The 15533-nt window shown below is 60.5% G+C and carries 15 protein-coding genes and 3 pseudogenes; 6 read left to right on the forward strand and 12 right to left on the reverse strand.

The genetic code is table 11. From position 1 onward, the window contains the following. Window positions 1-558: 558 nt before the first annotated feature. On the reverse strand, window positions 559-798 hold the full coding sequence (locus tag BLW02_RS18520; protein WP_092701364.1) for a hypothetical protein: 240 nt from the start codon (window positions 796-798) through the stop codon (window positions 559-561). A 183-nt stretch (window positions 799-981) separates the two neighbouring features. Here BLW02_RS18520 and BLW02_RS18525 point away from each other — a divergent pair. After that, window positions 982-1107 (forward strand): annotated as a pseudogene (locus BLW02_RS18525) (2,3,4,5-tetrahydropyridine-2,6-dicarboxylate N-succinyltransferase); the annotation flags it as partial. 303 nt (window positions 1108-1410) lie between these two features. On the opposite strand, the gene BLW02_RS18530 reads toward BLW02_RS18525, so the two are convergent. From BLW02_RS18530 to msrA, 6 genes and pseudogenes are all read right to left on the reverse strand, one after another. Next, a complete protein-coding gene (locus BLW02_RS18530; protein ID WP_092701370.1) occupies window positions 1411-2019 on the reverse strand; it encodes a sulfite oxidase-like oxidoreductase in 609 nt (202 codons plus the stop codon). Between the two features lie 188 nt (window positions 2020-2207). Then, window positions 2208-3545: a mercuric reductase gene (locus BLW02_RS18535; RefSeq protein ID WP_092701373.1), complete on the reverse strand. Its 1338-nt coding sequence runs from the start codon at window positions 3543-3545 to the stop codon at window positions 2208-2210. Continuing rightward, a complete protein-coding gene (gene msrB, locus BLW02_RS18540; protein WP_240939579.1) occupies window positions 3542-3961 on the reverse strand; it encodes a peptide-methionine (R)-S-oxide reductase MsrB in 420 nt (139 codons plus the stop codon). Before msrB ends, BLW02_RS18535 begins: the two co-directional genes overlap by 4 nt. A gap of 601 nt (window positions 3962-4562) precedes the next feature. Then, entirely contained in the window at window positions 4563-6092 is a 1530-nt protein-coding gene (locus BLW02_RS18545; protein ID WP_240939218.1) for a protein adenylyltransferase SelO, read from the reverse strand. Between the two features lie 40 nt (window positions 6093-6132). Beyond that, complete coding sequence (locus BLW02_RS18550) at window positions 6133-6597, reverse strand: peroxiredoxin family protein (RefSeq protein WP_092701379.1); 465 nt, start codon at window positions 6595-6597, stop codon at window positions 6133-6135. 73 nt (window positions 6598-6670) lie between these two features. Further along, window positions 6671-7138: pseudogene (gene msrA, locus BLW02_RS18555) on the reverse strand (peptide-methionine (S)-S-oxide reductase MsrA); the annotation flags it as partial. An 815-nt stretch (window positions 7139-7953) separates the two neighbouring features. Here msrA and BLW02_RS18560 point away from each other — a divergent pair. Both BLW02_RS18560 and BLW02_RS18565 read left to right on the forward strand, forming a co-directional pair. Further along, window positions 7954-8562 carry a sulfite oxidase-like oxidoreductase gene (locus BLW02_RS18560; RefSeq protein WP_092701385.1) on the forward strand — a complete coding sequence of 203 codons (609 nt, stop codon included), beginning with the start codon at window positions 7954-7956 and terminating at the stop codon, window positions 8560-8562. Next, entirely contained in the window at window positions 8562-9350 is a 789-nt protein-coding gene (locus tag BLW02_RS18565; protein ID WP_092701388.1) for an FAD-binding oxidoreductase, read from the forward strand. The genes BLW02_RS18560 and BLW02_RS18565 overlap by 1 nt, the downstream gene beginning before the upstream one ends. Before the next feature lie 61 nt (window positions 9351-9411). Here BLW02_RS18565 and BLW02_RS19970 read toward each other — a convergent pair whose 3' ends face one another. Beyond that, entirely contained in the window at window positions 9412-9567 is a 156-nt protein-coding gene (locus BLW02_RS19970; protein WP_159433801.1) for a hypothetical protein, read from the reverse strand. 95 nt (window positions 9568-9662) lie between these two features. Here BLW02_RS19970 and BLW02_RS18570 point away from each other — a divergent pair, with 95 nt between their 5' ends. Both BLW02_RS18570 and BLW02_RS18575 read left to right on the forward strand, forming a co-directional pair. After that, window positions 9663-10076, forward strand: a complete 414-nt coding sequence (locus tag BLW02_RS18570) for a VOC family protein (protein ID WP_092701391.1) — start codon at window positions 9663-9665, stop codon at window positions 10074-10076. After that, window positions 10073-11020, forward strand: coding sequence for a 2-hydroxyacid dehydrogenase (locus BLW02_RS18575; protein WP_092701393.1), 948 nt, complete (start codon window positions 10073-10075; stop codon window positions 11018-11020). Before BLW02_RS18570 ends, BLW02_RS18575 begins: the two co-directional genes overlap by 4 nt. Here BLW02_RS18575 and BLW02_RS18580 read toward each other — a convergent pair. Beyond that, window positions 10983-12839: a glutamine--tRNA ligase/YqeY domain fusion protein gene (locus BLW02_RS18580; RefSeq protein WP_092701396.1), complete on the reverse strand. Its 1857-nt coding sequence runs from the start codon at window positions 12837-12839 to the stop codon at window positions 10983-10985. The genes BLW02_RS18575 and BLW02_RS18580 overlap by 38 nt on opposite strands. A gap of 281 nt (window positions 12840-13120) precedes the next feature. Between BLW02_RS18580 and BLW02_RS18585 the strand changes: the two genes are divergently transcribed. Continuing rightward, window positions 13121-14353, forward strand: coding sequence for a bifunctional alpha/beta hydrolase/OsmC family protein (locus BLW02_RS18585; RefSeq protein WP_092701399.1), 1233 nt, complete (start codon window positions 13121-13123; stop codon window positions 14351-14353). 175 nt (window positions 14354-14528) lie between these two features. On the opposite strand, the gene BLW02_RS20470 is transcribed toward BLW02_RS18585, so the two are convergent. The 3 genes and pseudogenes from BLW02_RS20470 to BLW02_RS18595 form a co-directional block, all read right to left on the reverse strand. After that, a complete protein-coding gene (locus BLW02_RS20470) occupies window positions 14529-14654 on the reverse strand; it encodes a hypothetical protein (protein ID WP_371813899.1) in 126 nt (41 codons plus the stop codon). Between the two features lie 220 nt (window positions 14655-14874). Beyond that, entirely contained in the window at window positions 14875-15072 is a 198-nt protein-coding gene (locus BLW02_RS18590; protein WP_159433802.1) for an AraC family transcriptional regulator N-terminal domain-containing protein, read from the reverse strand. Continuing rightward, window positions 15065-15442, reverse strand: a pseudogene (locus tag BLW02_RS18595) (serine protease); the annotation flags it as partial. The pseudogene BLW02_RS18595 and the gene BLW02_RS18590, both read right to left, overlap by 8 nt. Window positions 15443-15533 lie beyond the last annotated feature (91 nt).

The raw sequence follows: 15533 nt of genomic DNA on the forward strand, positions 1-15533 counted from the left end.
AAAGTCAATGAAATCAACGATCTACCAACACCACCTCCGCGCCAGTGCTAGCTTTTCGTACCGTCACTTATTGCACTGAAAACGAGGAGACCCCGTCATCAAGTGATCGGTCGAGGTAGTCCTTCTTGCCCGTGTAGTAGAGCTCTCTGGGAAAACTCGACGGCCAGCTTGATGCGCGACTTGGTGAGGTGCCTTATGGCTTTGTTCATAGAACGATGGTATGCCCGCGCTCCGGGGATGGTGTTGCATCCGGTCTGTCTTGACATCATCGCGGTCTTCAGCTATATAGATGACGCTGGGGGAAGCGTGGTGCCACGCTGACAAATGAGGGAAGCTAAGTCAGCGGGCGACCTATTTCTATGAACTCGCGATTGCTTGTCCATAGAATCTTTCGTATGGAGGCTGCCGTATCGGGGTCCAGGCATGCCCAAACTAAGCCATCAGAGCGTCAGCCTCGCGCTGATGCAAAACGCTTGCACACCGTTCGGGATGGGGTCAGGTGAAGGACTGGTCCTGATGCGTTGAACAACCGAGTTGGTGTTGCGAGTGGCGGGTCCGCTAAAACTCGGAGAGTCTGATGCCATTCACGGACACAAGCTGGTCCAGTCGCAGCGTATCACCCGAGCTCAAAGCCAGAAACTCAACGCCGCCGCGCGCGTACACGTCTCGGATTACCCCGTTGATCATGCGCAGCTCTCCGTCGGTATTGAGGTATTCAACATCGGCATTCTTATGCGTCATCGCAAGAGATTCCAGCACCTCGTGGAATTCGCAACTGATGGGTTTGTAATCGCTCATGGCCGAATTTCCTCAAAGAGTTGCTCCTGCGGTAGTAGGCTACTCGGAAAAAAATGGAAGGGTCCATATTCATAGTCCTGCCTTTGGTAGCAGTACCCGCACCGCTCTGCGGGGACAAGCGGGACTGCATGAGATCGGATGCCACGCAAGGCGCCAACCTTTCAATCGTAAAGGCATTTGCTCATGACACAACAACTTCAAGAGACCATCGACGCAGCGTGGGAAAACCGTGCAAATCTCTCGCCCTACGACACTTCAACCGAAGTCATTGAAGCTGTCGAGCACGTGATCACTGAACTCAACAACGGCAGCTCATGACGGAAGCGTCTGGTCGAAATACCGTGCCGCAGATATTTGTCAATGCGTCATTTGCTCCCACGAACTTGCTGAGCTCGAAGCCAATGGAGGGATCGACAAACTTCTTGCGCGCAAGCTCCTTCGAACTGAGCGGTTCCGGCTCAGACCAGGCGGCCCGCGTACCACGTGCCCGTTGATGGATATGAAAGGAGATTTGGTGGGTCGCAGTAGTCTGGAAAGACACCGCCATCGCTACAAGCGACGAGCTAGTTGACGTTAATGCACCCCATCACCTCCGCTCCGCGATTGGCAAGCTCAGCCATAGCGCTCTTCCCTGAACGGGTCACCGCGCATGTGGTACCCGCGCAGTTCCCAGAATCCCGCTTCTTCCTCCGTCGTGAACTCAAGGTTACTCAACCACTTGGCCGATTTCCAGAAATACAGGTGCGGCACCAATAGGCGTGCCGGCCCCCCGTGCTCGTGGGTCAGGGGCTTGTCGTCGAAGTGGGTGGCGACCATTGCGCGACCTTGCGTCAAGTCCGCCAGCGGCAGGTTGGTGCTGTAGCCGTCCTGCGAGTGGGCAAGCACCCATGGGGTTGGTGCTTGCACGCCGGCTGCAGCGAGAAGGTCGTCCACCGTGACGCCACGCCAACGCGTGTCGAACTTGGACCAAGTGGTCACGCAGTGAATGTCGACCACCTGCTCGCTCTGCGGCAAAGCCCTGAAGTCGGCCAAGGTCCATTGGGCCACCAGCCGTGGGCCGACTTTCAGGGTCAGCGCCCATTCGGCTTCGCTAAGGGGGCGCGGTGCAGGGCCAGAGGTCAGGACCGGGAAACTTTCGGTCAGTGATTGTCCCGGAGGCAAACGACCACCGTGATTGTCGACGCCGCGATTGCGGCCTAGAAAAGATCGATTGATGGGCATCTTTGCTCCCTCTTTTCAGTTCATGACCAGGGGCTTGCGGCGGTCGATGATGGTGGGCAAGAATTCAGTGACGGTGGGGTGTACGGGCAGCGCCTCACGCACCGTGCGCCAGGTGCCCTGGCTAGCCATCACTAGGCCAATGGATTGAATGATCTCGTCGGCCTGGATGCCTATTGATCCGGCACGGTTTATTGCAGAGTCCCGATGCCGTTCAACTTGAGCCCGTCGAGGGGCTTCGACACCTCAGCCCGAGCAAGGTTTACGAATAAAGCCTGCCGGATCAATAGCATCGTGGCGCCCAGGAACAGGCCACTGTCTTCATCGATCAGCAGTTTGATCACGCCCACGGTTTCACTCTCTTCCTTCGCCCGGCTCACGTCCTTCATCGCATGCACCGCTTGTGAGATACGCCGACCCTCTTTTTCCACTAGGCGCTTGGCATCTGCCTCATACAGCCCCACGTGTGCCAGCGGTGGATCGGTGAACATGGCGTAAATGCTGTTGCGCGCGTCGGCGCTGCGCTGTCCGCCGGCGAGGTTCTCGGCCAGAACGTCGTGATCGTGGTAGCTGGTGTGGGTGAAGGCTCCGCGCTGGTTGATGTCGCCCAGCGCCCAGATGCCGGGCACGTCGGTCTCGAGCCGATCGTTGGTGGCGATGTAGCCACGCATGTTGGCCCTCAACCCCACACTATCCAGCCCCAGATCGTCGGTATTGGGCACGCGACCGGCAGCCACCAGCAGGTGGCTGCCGCCTATGATGCGACCGTCAGCCAGTTGAACGCAGGTGCCGCCCTCGGTTTCCCCCGGTTTGACGGCCGCAATAGACACGCCGATGTAAACGTCGATGCCCTCGGCCTGCAGCATCTCGGTCACGGCAGCAGACACGTCGGCGTCTTCCCGCCCCGTCAAGCGCGGCCCCGTCTCGATGATTGCGACCTTGCTGCCGAGGCGGCGAAAGATCTGCGCCATCTCAAGGCTGATGTACCCGCCTCCGATGATCACCAACTTGCGGGGTAGCTCGCGCAACGCCAACAGTCCCTCGCTGTCAAGGTACGGGTTTTCCGCCAGACCCGGGATTGTCGGTACGGAGGAGCGCGTACCCGTGTTTAGGATGATCTGAGGCGCGCGCAGTATGTGCTCGCCCGCCTGCACCAGGAACTCGCCACCATCGCGACCCGTCAGCCGACCGTGAGCTTTAATGATGCGCAGGCCCTCCAACCCGCCGAGCCAGCTCTCGAGTCCTGATCGCGCCTGGTCGACCCTGTCTTGCATGCGTTGCATGGCGACGGCGAAGTCGACCTTTACAGGGCCCACCTGCACACCGAACTCGGCCGCGCGACGCGCCAGGTAGGCCACCCGCGCCGACTTGCGCAATGTCTTGGTGGGTGTGCAGCCTCGGTTGACGCAGGTGCCGCCAAGGTCACGGGCCTCCACCAGCGCGACCTTGCGGCCGCGATTCACGAGCTTGGCCGCTAGAAACGGTCCGGCCTGCCCCGCACCAACCACGATAGTGTCGAAGTTCATCATGACTTGACCAACGCCACGGCGTTCATGCAATAGCGCAGGCCGCTGGGTGCGGGCCCATCGGGGAAAACATGGCCCAGGTGCGCGTCGCACACATTGCAGGTGGTCTCGATGCGAGTCATACCATGGCTCGAATCGTAGTGGTGCGCGATCAGCCCGGGCGCCAGCGCCTGTCTGAAGCTGGGCCAACCACTCTTGCTTCGGAACTTGCTCGAAGCGTCGAACAGTTCGGTACCGCAGCACACGCACCCATAAACACCGGGCTCGAACAAGGCACACATGTCCGAGCTGTGCGCAGGTTCGGTGCCCCTTTGTCGCGTGACGCGGTACTGCTCGGGCGTCAGGCGCTGGCGCCATTGCGCGTCGTCGAGCTCGAGCCGCCGTGGCGGCGCTGGATTGTTGCCTTTCGCGTGCTGGATGACGTCTCGCCAGGTGATGGTTCCTGCATCTGGCGTGGGCACAGGCGGCGCCGACTCGGCGCGTTTGAGCTCGGCAATTAGTTTTTCGACGTCGATGCGGAAGTAGTTGTAAACCACCGCGCCACTGGGATCGACGAGGATAAACCAGGGCGTGCCGCCGTTGCGGTAGCGCTGCATCAGCACCGAGCCGTCACCCACATGACCGGCGCCGGCATCGTGGCCGAACGGTATCGGTAGTGCGTATTTGCGTTGGTTCGCTGCCACCCGATCTACGGTGTTGGATTCGAAGTCCTCGAAAACCGTCTGCACCGCCGCGAAGCTGACGAAGGGCGAACCGCGAAACGCCTCGACCACACGGACCAGAGAGGGAAAGCCGGTCAGGTGACAGCCTGGGCAGGCGTCTTGGAAGCAGAAGACCAGCTTGAATTTCCCGCGCATCTTGTCTAGACCATAGTCGGCCAGGGGCTGGCCGGCTGCGTCGATCCATTGCGTCACGCCCAGTTCGGGCGCGGGTTCCCCCGTGATGCCTGCTTGTACGCTGTCTTCTTGCATGGTTGTTCCTCCAGGTGGGGTTGAGTAGTTGCGCTCGGGAATCCGCCGTTCAGGTGCCGCAGAAGGTTCGGTAGTTTTCCGTCTGCTCTGCCGGAGCGGGCTCGGCCAACGCACTGTATGCCGCATGCTCGTCAAACGGGTGTTCCAGCACCAGCAGCAGGCGCTCAAAAGGTGCCAGGTCATCGCGCTCCACGGCAGCCGCCAGCGCCGCTTCGACGAGGTGGTTGCGCGGGATGTAGATCGGGTTGGTGCACCTCAGGGCCTCCTTGAGTTCGTGAGGGCTCGTGCCGACCGCCCGGGTGCGCTCGCGCCAGCGCTGGAGCCAAAGCTCCAGCGCTGCGGCCGCGCTTCCGAACAGCGCGCGCAGCGGCGTGTCGTTGCCTTGGGCCGCGTCGGCCAGGCGGGCAAACGCGAGCGTGAAATCGATGCGGTGCTGGCTCAGCAGCGTCAGGTAGTCGTCGGCCAGCGCGCGGTCATCCTCACCGCCTCCGTCCAAGCCCAGCTTGAGCCGCAGGACGGACGTCCAATGAAAGTCGAAGCGTTCAGCAAATGCCTCTACAGCCGCTCCGGCGCGTTGTGCCGCAGACTCGGCATCGGCGTCGATCAGCGGCAGCAAGGCGTCGGCCAAGCGTGCCAAGTTCCACTGCGCAATCGCCGGCTGATTGCCATAGGCATAGCGGCCCGAGGTGTCAATCGAGCTGAATACGGCCCTGGGGTCGAAGTGTTCTAGGAAAGCGCAAGGGCCGTAGTCGATCGTTTCACCGGAGATCGTCATATTGTCGGTATTCATGACGCCGTGGATGAAGCCCACGCCCATCCAGCGCGCGACCAACGAAGCCTGGCGCTCGACCACCTCCTGCAGCAGACCCAGGTAGGGGTCCGGGGTGCTGGTCAGCGGCGCGTAGTGACGCGCGATGGCGTAATCGGCCAATCGGCGCAGCAGGACTTCGTCGTCTCTGGCCGCGATGTACTCGAAGGTGCCTACACGCAAGTGGCTGGCGGCCACGCGCGTAAGGATTGCACCAGGCAGGAGCTGCTCGCGCTGCACGGTCGCGCCGGTGGCCACCGCTGCCAGCGCGCGCGTGGTCGGGATGCCCAGGACGTGCATGGCCTCACCCATCAGGTACTCCCGCAGCACGGGTCCGAGTGCGGCCTTGCCGTCACCGCGGCGCGAGAATGGGGTTCGGCCCGATCCCTTCAGGGAGATGTCACGGCGTCGGCCATGACGGTCAACGATTTCGCCAAGCAGCAGAGCGCGGCCATCGCCGAGCTGCGGCGAGAAGCCGCCGAACTGGTGCCCGGCATAGGCCTGCGCCAGCGGTTGTGCCTGAGCCGGAACGACATTGCCGGCGAACACGGCGAGGCCGGCTGCTGAGGACATTTCTTCGGCGTCCAGGCCGAGCTCGTTAGCCAGGTCGCTGTTCAGCCGCAGCAGCCTAGGCGCTGGCGAACCTGCCGGTTTCGATCTCGCATACAGCCCCTCAAGATCGCGCGCGTAGGTGTTGTCGAACGGCATGTGCAATGTTGCTGACGATGCCGTGGCGGAGGGTTGCTCGTTCGGGGTAACGTTGGTTTGCAATTCAGTCTCCTGGCCCGAGGGGTAAATGGCGGGCGGCGTGTCATGCGGCCTGAGGCACTTCGTTGGCGCGACCGAAGGCCCGGAGCAGGCGCTGGGCATCGAGGCGAAAGTCGAAGACCTCTCCCTGCATGTCGAAAACGATGAACCACGGTGTGCCACGTATCCCGAAATCCGCCATCAGGCTCGGGTAGCGGTCCACAGCCGAGTCGTGACCGAAAGGAATCGCCAACCCGTATCGCTGCTGCGTCTCGCGCAAACGTTCGAGCGTGTTTGTCTCGGCAGCCTCGAATACGGTTTGCACGGCGGCGAAGCCGAAGCCTTGGCCGGACAGTCCTTCAACCAGCGCCCTGAGTGTCGGAAATCCGTGACTGTGACAAACCGAGCACCCGTGCTGGAAGCAAAAGATCACCTTGAACTTGTCACCGAGATCGGCCAGCTCTAGTGGCCGAATCGGGTTCCCTTGCGCATCGATCCACTGCTGAACTCGCAACCGCGGGGCTTTCATGGGGTCTTGGTCGTTCGTCATGGAATCTTTGAGTGAGACTACGATTCCGGACCGCGCGCTGGCTGACCGGGGGGAAGCGGCAGGTGTACCCATTCAGATTACGTTGCAAATAGTCCTTGTGCTCCGGCTCGGCCTGCCAGAAGGGGCCGGCGGGCTCCACTCCAGTGACCATCTTGCCCGGCCACAGGCCCGAGGCGTCGACGTCGGCAATCGTCTCCAGAGTGATCTGCCGATGCTCGGGCGTCTTGTAGTAGATGCCGGAACGGTAGTAGCACCCGCCATCGTTACCCTGCCGGTTGGGCGTGCTGGGATTGTGGATCAGGAAGAAGAACTCCAGCAGCGCGCGCCAACTGGTGCGTGCCGGACCGAACACCACTTCGAGCGCCTCGCCATGCGTGCCGTGATTGCGATGGGTGGCATAGGCATTGGCAACGTCGCTGTAGCCGACGCGTGTACTATTGACGCTCGGGAGCCTGCGCACCAGGTCCTGTATGCCCCAGAAGCAACCTCCGAAGAGGAGGGCAGTTTCTTTTGAACTCATGTTGCAACTCCTTGCAGCCCGGACAATGCGATCGAATTCGCGAGCTAGGCTGCGTTTGATCGAACCCGTGTCACTGCAGGCGACGCGATGGCGTTGCCCGCAAGCGGCATCTTTTGATTCTTTCTCATTGGAACCGAAGGTCGGCGCTACAAGACGCCGACGAGTCTTGTTAAGTACGCCGTGCGTCCGATTCTGTCTTCATTGCCATGCCGAAGCTGGACCTGCCCCGGCTTCACGGACGCTATCGTAAGAGGCTTGGAACGGCTCGACGAGGTACGGGGCAGGCTGTGATGGCGACGCAAGTTGCACGAGTCCGTCGGCTGATCCGCGCATGGGACCCGCAGCACCGGCGGTGCCGCTTCGTGGCGCGCGATCCGAAAATCACACCGGCGCCACAGATGAAGGCAGCCTTGCCACATCCCATCGTCGCTGTGAGGGCGAAGCACAGCATATGGGCGAACAAGGGGTAATTCGGGGTGAGGGGTTTGGCCATGCTAGGCACTCCAAAGGTTAGGACGAAGGGTGCAAAAAGTCGGACTATCGGTAGCACCAGCACCCCTATAGTTGATTACCGTCACATTCCAGAGCGGATAGCCCTATATACGATCGAGTTGATGTAGGCTTCGCTGACCCTTGAGACTGTGTGATCTTGGCCGACTATGTCGCGCGACTTACTGAGCGGCCAAACTAGGCGCGGGTCCAGCGCTCCGGGCAAGGCGCGGGCCCCTCAATGACACAACGGACCAATTAGCCACGCAATATTGGGCAAAGAACGTAGCCTTGTCCTTAAGCAGCACGACGCAGGAGTCCTCAACATGGTCACACGCAATTTCACCGGGCGAAGGCCCACGGCAGCCGTTGCCAACCGCTTGCCGCCAGGCCAGTTCGAAACCGAAGGCTTTCCGGTGCTCTCAAAAGGGCCGACGCCTCGCATCGACATGGCTTCTTGGCGATTCACGCTGAGCAATGGCCCGCGGCCCATGAAAAGCTGGAGCTGGGACGAGTTCGTGGCGCTTCCGCGCACCGTGTGGCAAGGTGATATCCATTGCGTCACGACCTGGTCGAAGTTCGACACACGCTGGGAAGGTGTGACCATCGACGACCTGCTTGCCGACGCCGGCATTGCAGCTCCCACGCCCTGGCTACTGGCGCTGTCGCTAGACGACTACGACACCAACGTGCCGGTTGCCGATTTGCTCGGCGGCCGCGCCATGGTAGCGACTCATTTCGACGGCCAGCCATTGGCGCCCGAACATGGCGGCCCGGCCCGCTTGCTGGTGCCGCACCTGTACTTCTGGAAGAGCGCGAAGTGGATCAAGGGTCTCAAATTCACCGCGCGCGATGAAGCCGGATTCTGGGAGCTGCGCGGATATCACATGTACGGCGATCCTTGGCGGCAACAACGTTATTCGGACGATTCTTGATGTTGCCCAACGAGCATCAAGGTCCGTGGCGCAACGCGAAGATCGAGCGCATCTCGCAGCTCACACCGCGCATCAAGAGTTTCTTTCTCGATGTGTCGGCACTGGCGTCGCGCCGTGCGGGTCAACACATCGATGTGCGACTGACCGCGCCCGATGGTTATGCCGCGCAACGCAGCTATTCCATTGCATCGGCGCCTCGCGCTGACAACGTCGAGATCATCATCGAGAAGCTCCAGGATGGCGAGGTGTCCCCTTTTTTCCATGACATCGCGGAGGTGGGCGAGAGTATCGAAGTGCGTGGGCCGCTCGGTGGACATTTCGTCTGGGGACCCGCCGATGGCGGGCCGTTGTTGTTGATAGCGGGCGGCTCGGGCATCGCGCCGTTGATGGCAATGGTGCGCGCATGGGCCGCGGACCCCGCAGAGGTAGTGGCGCCGACGGGGGCCATGGCCGAACTGCCACCGGTGCCTATGCCCGTGCTGTTGGTCTGCTCCGCACGCACTCCGGCCGACCTACCCTTTCATGCCGAGTTGCTTGAACTCGAAGCAGCACGGCCCGACTTCACCTTCATAGCGGTGACCACGCGCGAGCCACCACCGCGGCCGACCGACCTGGGGCGGCGGCTTGATGCTGCAGCCATCGCAAACGTCCTTGCCCGCTGGGTCCACACGCCTCGCCATGTTTATGTATGCGGCGCCAATCGGTTCGTCGAAGCCGTTGCTAACGGACTGGTCGATGCCGGCGTCCCCGCAGCCCACATTAAGACGGAGCGGTACGGGGGCGCCTGAACTTAGCAGGATTTTGCAGGCAGGCCGGACACGTAGCAGAAAGGAAGTTTCGTTACCAGCGTCAGACGAAGTTCGCGCTCCCAGGCCTGATGTATTGGCTGACGGCTGCGGCGGTAAAGTTTCCCGCGCGCGCCGCATCGGCGATACAGCCATGCTCGACGACCGTGATCAGACGGCGCAGATAGCCTATATCCGTAAAAAACTTCGTTTTAGGCAAGAAAAACTATAGGTTTTCTCTTTTGAAGAGGCGAACATAGTATTCATGCATTGGCGGTTGGGCAATCTGTTAAGCAACCACTAAGAGGGGGCACTGTGCAAGCTTACTTTCATCTGGCATTCCACGTGCGTGATCTGGAAAAGTCGCGCGATTTCTATGGCACAACGCTTGGGTGCAAGGAAGGACGCAGCACGGCAACATGGGTGGATTTTGAGTTCTACGGGCATCAGCTATCCCTGCATTTGGGTGAGCCCTTTGCCACCAGCGTCACGGGTCATGTAGGTGACCATATGGTGCCGATGCCGCATTTCGGTGTCATCCTAAGCATGACGGACTGGCAGGCCTTGGCCGACCGTTTGGTCCAGCGAAACCTCAACTTTGTGCTTGCACCCACGCTGCGTTTTGTCGGCGAGCCCGGTGAACAGGCCACGATGTTTTTTCTCGACCCCTCTGGCAATCCCATCGAGATCAAAGGTTTTGCCCAACTACAGAGTCTATACGCAACATGAATCACACACCCATAGCGTTCATTGCACCTGCAGACTACGTACATACGGCTGCCTGGGTTCATGCGCTCTCGCTCGCCATGCCTGAGCAAAGCATAGTCGCGCTGAGTGAAATGGATACGGAAAGCAGACAGCGTTGTACCGTTGCTATCTTGGCCAATCCAGATCCTGCGGACCTCCAAAGGTTACCGCAGTTACGGTGGGTCCATAGCGTATGGGCGGGAGTTGAAAAACTGGTGGCCGATCTGGGCGAAACCTCGTTGCCTATCGTTCGCCTGGTCGACCCCCAACTTGCGCGCACTATGGCGGAGGCAGTGTTGGCGTACACCCTCTACCTGCATCGGGATATGCCAGCTTATGCGAGGCAACAGGCGCAGCGGCAATGGCAGGCTCAGGAGTACGTGCGCGCTGAGAGCAGAACCGTCAGCGTACTGGGTTTGGGTGCCTTGGGTAGTGCCGCTGCAAGGCAATTGTCAGACGCCGGATTTCGTGTCTGCGGTTGGAGCCAAAGCCTCAATCAGATCCCAGGGATAGAAAGCTTCACGGGGCAGAGCGGCTTAAGCGCGATGCTGCAGAAGACCGACATCTTGGTGTGTTTGTTGCCCCTGACGCCGCAAACACGCGGCCTTCTCGGCGCAGAGGCGTTTTCTCTGTTGCGCGACAGAGCTGCACTGATCAATTTTTCCCGCGGGGCGATTGTGAATGACGCTGATTTGAAAGCGGCACTGGACAGCGGTCGTCTCCGGCATGCGGTGCTCGACGTCTTTGAAGTGGAGCCTTTGCCAAGCACGGAATGGCACTGGGGGCACCCCTCCGTCACTGTACTTCCCCACTGTTCAGCCCCAACAGCCCGGGAATCCGCTTCGGCGATCGTGGCAAACAATATCCGGCGTTACATGGAAGACGGAATCATTCCGGTGGGTGTGAACTTTTCACGGGGCTACTAACCATATGCTGCCCTATTTTCCCCTGGCTGTCTCGCATCCCAGCAGCCCGATTGAACACAAGCTTTCCATCATGGGACGCTTTTGCATCCAGCACAAAGTACCCGTGCCGCTCAAACTGAAACCCCGCACCGCCAACCTTCGCTAGAGCCAATGACGGCTCCGCGAAGGCCGAGCATGTCACGAGGCTCGCCTTATTCAGCTCATCCAGCAACTCCCCGCTGCCCGGTTGCTCCGTGGTAAACAGCCGTTCATACAAGCGCACCTCGACCGGTACCGCATCGGCTACGGCGACCCAGGTAATGTTGCCCTTCACCTTTACCGCATCCGCGCCTGGCGTGCCGCTCTTTGTATCGGGCATCAGCGTGGCCTGCACTTCGACCAGCTTGCCGTCAGCGTCACGCGTGGCGCCCGTGCACACGATGGTGTGACCGTATTTCAGGCGCACCTTGTTGCCGGGGAACAGTCGGAAGAAGCCCTTCGGCTGCACATCTTCGTAGTCGGTGCGTTCGATCCACACCTCGCGGCCGATCTTGAAGCGGCGCATGCCGCCTTCGGGGTCGCGCGGGTTTACGGGGGCGGTGCAGTCGTCCAGTGAGGCGTCGCTGCCCATCAGCTCGGCCCAGTTGGTGATGACGAGCTTGACCGGGTCGAGCACGGCCATCGCGCGCGGGGCGATGGGGTCGAGCGTGTCGCGGAGGGTCGCTTCGAGGCTCGCGTAGTCGATCCAGCCGCCGGACTTCGTCACGCCGCTGCGTTCGCAGAAGAGCCTGAGCGCTTCGGGCGTGTAGCCGCGCCGGCGGAGGCCTGCGAGGGTTGGCATCCGTGGGTCGTCCCAGCCATCGACGTGCCCGTCTTCGACCAGCTGGCGCAGCTTGCGCTTGCTGGTGACCATGTGCGTCACATTGAGCCGCGCGAATTCATACTGGCGCGGATGCGGGCTGGCGATCAACCCGCCTTCTGCCAAACGGTAAAGCAACCAGTCGTAGAACGGTCTCTGGTCTTCGAACTCCAATGTGGCGATCGAATGGGTGATCTGCTCCAACGCATCCTCAATCGGATGTGCAAAGGTGTACATCGGATAGATGCACCATTTGTCGCCTGTGTTGTGGTGCGTCGCCCGGCGGATGCGGTAGAGCGCAGGGTCGCGCAGGTTTATATTGGGATTGGCCATGTCAATCTTCGCGCGAAGGATGGCGGCACCGTCTACGAGCTCGCCGTCTCGCATCTGGCGGAAGCGCGCCAGGTTCTCGTCGGGGCTGCGGGTACGGAACGGGCTGTCAGTTCCGGGCGTGTTGAAGTCCCCGCGCGCGGCGCGCATTTGCTCGGGCGTCTGCTCCTCCACGTAGGCGAGCCCGGCGATGATCAGGTACTCGGCCGCGCGGTACATGAAGTCAAAGTAGTCGCTGGCGAAGTATTCGTGCGGCTGGAGGGTGCCGGGAGCCACGGGGCTGTCAGCCAGGCAGGTTTCGTAGCCCAGCCACTTCACCGCGTCGCGGATGCTATCGACGTATTCCTGCTCTTCTTTCTCCGGGTTGGTGTCATCGAAGCGCAGGTGACACACGCCACAGTATTTCTTGGCGAGCTCGAAGTTAAGCCAGATGCTCTTGGCATGCCCGATATGCAGGTAGCCGTTGGGTTCAGGCGGGAAGCGAGTGCGGACCTTGGCGGGGTCTAGCATGCCTTGCGCATGGTGTTGCGCGTCGCCGGGACTGCCCCCCCATTTGCGCGCTGCATAGACGCCTAGTTCAAGGTCGTTTTCGATGACGTTGCGCAGAAAATTGCTTGGTTTGGTGGGATCTTTGTCAACGGAAGAAGTCATCCGTTCATTCTAGAAGTAACGACCAAGATGTGCGGCTCGGCCGACCTTTGCTTTGCAGTCTTGGCGCCAAACTTCCATGCCAGATGTGCAGACGAGCTTTCAGTGTACGCATGTCGAAATTTCAGGGAAGGCGAAGCGCACGGTGTCATATTTGGCTGGGGCAATCAAGTCCTTCATCGAGTCTGTAGTACACGCTGGCGTGTGAATAGATTTCGTGTTCGAATCTTGGAGTCGCAGCGACCTCGATTGCTGTCTTGCATGCGTATCAACTTCAGTGAAACATGACTAGCCTTAAAGTTGAATTTCCCGGGAGCCTCGGCCATTTGCTGGCTGCACGGCTTGATAAACCAAACACTTTGCCAAGAGCGTGGGCTGTCTTCGCACACTGTTTCACGTGCTCCAAAGACTCGAAAGCGGCCGCCTATATTTCGCGTGCGTTGGTAGAGGCCGGGTTCGGCGTGCTTCGCTTCGATTTCACAGGGTTGGGTGGCAGCGGCGGTGACTTCGCGAACACCCATTTCAGTTCAAACGTCGGCGATCTAGTCGCGGCGGCCGACTGGCTGCGAAGTGAGCATGGAACGCCAGCGCTCCTCATCGGGCATTCGCTCGGCGGCGCAGCCGTTCTGGCCGCTGCACACCGCATTGCCGATGCGCGTGCTGTGGTGACGCTCGGCGCGCCCTTCGAGCCGGCACACGTTACGCGGCATTTTGGCGGGGGGCTGGCTCTCATCGAGTCCAACGGAGAGGCCCGTGTAACGCTTTCGGGCCGTGAGTTCACGTTGCGGCGGGAATTTCTAGACGACGTAGCCTCCCAGCCTCAGGCCGAGCGAATCCATGCGTTGCATCGGCCTTTGCTTGTGCTGCACGCGCCTAGCGACACGATCGTTGGAGTAGACAACGCACGCCGAATCTTCGAACAGGCGCTGCACCCCAAATCTTTCGTATCGCTCGACGATGCCGACCACCTGCTCAACAGTCAGAGCGATGCCACGTACGCCGCAGGCCTCATCGCTGCCTGGGCTAAGCGGTATTTGCCTGCTCCCGCCCCTTCAAGCGAGGTGGCGTCGACACCCGGAGCGGAGTCTCTGCCAGTGGGCGTTGTGCGAGTCAGCGACCGTTCAGGCAACTTTGCCGTCAACGTTGAGGCAGGGCGCCACACGCTGGTGAGTGACGAACCAGTGGGAGTGGGCGGTGACGATCTCGGCTTGGGTCCATATGACCTTCTGCTCGGTGCGCTTGGAGCTTGCACTGCGATGACGTTGCGCCTTTACGCCCGCCATAAGAAATGGCCCCTAGAGGACGTCCGCGTCACTTTGACTCACGCCAAGATCCACGCTGCAGACTGTGCGGAATGTGAGACCAAGGAAGGCAAGATTGACCGAATCGGGCGGACGGTCGAACTCGCGGGGCCACTCGATGAGCCGCAACGGGCGCGTTTGCTGGAGATCGCCGACAAATGCCCCGTGCACCGCACGCTCACCTCTGAGGTTGAGATCCAGACGCGCCTATCCTAGGGATTTAGGTTACCCAGCCGTGGAAAAAATAGTGCTGAGGGGCCCGCGAAACGGGATTGACTTTGACTTTAGACGGACGTCAGTAGGGGCTGAACGCTAGTCCCTTTAGCTGGTTGTTCACCGCAACAAGACGCCGCTCGTTTATCCATGGTGGGTGGCTGACCATACATGCGGGCTATTCGCGGCGGAAGTGCGAGGCACTCTCGTATCCCACTTCGAAAGCCACTTCACTCAACCTCTTTCCCTTGGACAGGATCAAGCGGCGCTCCTCCATCAAGCGGAGGTGCATCTGGAACTGCAGCGGCGACTACGAAGTAATCGTACGAGAATGTGGGTGAAATGCCGAGCGGATCATTCCGGCCGCTGCCGCCAGGCAGTTCAAATTTTTGCTGATTGTGTGTGGTCGGCACGTAAGATTGCAACAGCGCGGGCGATGCGTCGCGCGTTGCTGTCGTGCAGGCCTAGATCCCGAATAGCCGGTCCTTCGCGATCCAGCAGCAGCTAATGGTGAATATCTCGAATCAAAAATTTTCTTTGAGCACCGCGAATGATTCCGGGCGGTCTAGCAGACGCACGAGTCGACGCAAGGCATCCCGCAGGTTATCGCCAGTGTAGAAGGCTGTTGGACTACCTTCAGGCGCGCTCAAAACAAGATCCGACACCACGGCTGTGTCCAGATCAAGCGCCAGAGCCAGGTAGGGGTTGACGATCTCAGGCAATTGGTTGGGGTTGCAACGCAGAGGGAGCGGGTACATCCGCCGTGAGCGTGAGCAGGATGTCGGCGTACCAGGCGCAGTTGAGACCCAGCGACTCGTCCAGCGCCAGGTCACGTGTGTTCATGTCCAAACGCGAGGAGTGCACGCCCAGCAGTTTCCAGGGCAGCGCCGGATTGGTGCCGGGGGCACGCATCACCACGGCTGCGCCGCTGGTCCCACGGTGGGTGCGCGCATCCGTCAAAAAGTAGCCCTTGCCTTGGAATCGAACGCCAAAGGAAGATGCGATTACCGCATGACGCACCACCGGCAGGTGATAAATCACGTCGTGAAAGCCCAGCGGATAGCCCACTACCAGCAGCGCACTGCCGACTTCCCCGATGGCCAGGTCAAATTCCCCCACCCTTGGCCACCCCAAATTCCCCCAGGCAGGACGACCAGATTATGACGACTCGGGTGTGATGGCG

Origin of the sequence: Acidovorax soli (genome assembly GCF_900107605.1) — a bacterium.
Lineage (GTDB): Bacteria > Pseudomonadota > Gammaproteobacteria > Burkholderiales > Burkholderiaceae_C > Acidovorax > Acidovorax soli.